The sequence below is a fragment of the Flavonifractor sp. An306 genome (assembly GCF_002159455.1).
Taxonomy (GTDB): Bacteria; Bacillota; Clostridia; order Oscillospirales; family Oscillospiraceae; genus Flavonifractor.
On record NZ_NFIQ01000262.1, the window covers coordinates 1 to 577 of the forward strand.

The 577-nt window shown below is 66.6% G+C and carries 1 protein-coding gene; it reads right to left on the bottom strand.

Annotation, left to right across the window (positions count from 1 at the left end; all coding sequences use genetic code 11):
• On the bottom strand, positions 1 to 577 hold a 577-nt coding region (locus B5F88_RS20030; RefSeq protein WP_162612273.1), incomplete at both ends, for a CapA family protein.

Sequence of the window (577 nt, forward strand, 5' to 3'; positions counted from 1 at the left end):
GATGCCGTTGGTGCCGTAGGTGTAGCCCAGGAAGGCCACCTGAATGCCCCCTACGTCGGCCAGATAGACCGGGCTTGCGGCGTCTTCCTGGGAGGCATAGGTGCCCACATGGGCCAGCCCCGCTCCGTCCAGGGCGTCCAGGGTGGCGGTGAGCCCGCTGTACCCCCGGTCCAGACAGTGGTTGTTGGCGGTGAGCATCAGATCAAAGCCCAGCTCCTTCAGATCCTCCGCCAGCGCCGCCGGGGAGCGGAAGGCGGGGTAGCCGGAGTAGGGGCCTTCGGTGGAGAGGGTGGTCTCCAGATTGGCCACGGCGTAGTCCGCCCCCTCCACATAGGGCCGGGCCTGTTCAAAAATGGGGGTGTAGTCGTACCTGCCCTGGGATTCGTCCCAGGCGTCGTTGGTTACCGGCATGTGGCTCATCACGTCCCCGCACACCGCCAGGGTGGCCACCGTGGGAGGCGTGGGGGTGATGCCGTTGGTGCCGTAGGTGTAGCCCAGGAAGGCCACCTGAATGCCCCCTACGTCGGCCAGATAGACCGGGCTTGCGGCGTCTTCCTGGGAGGCATAGGTGCCCACA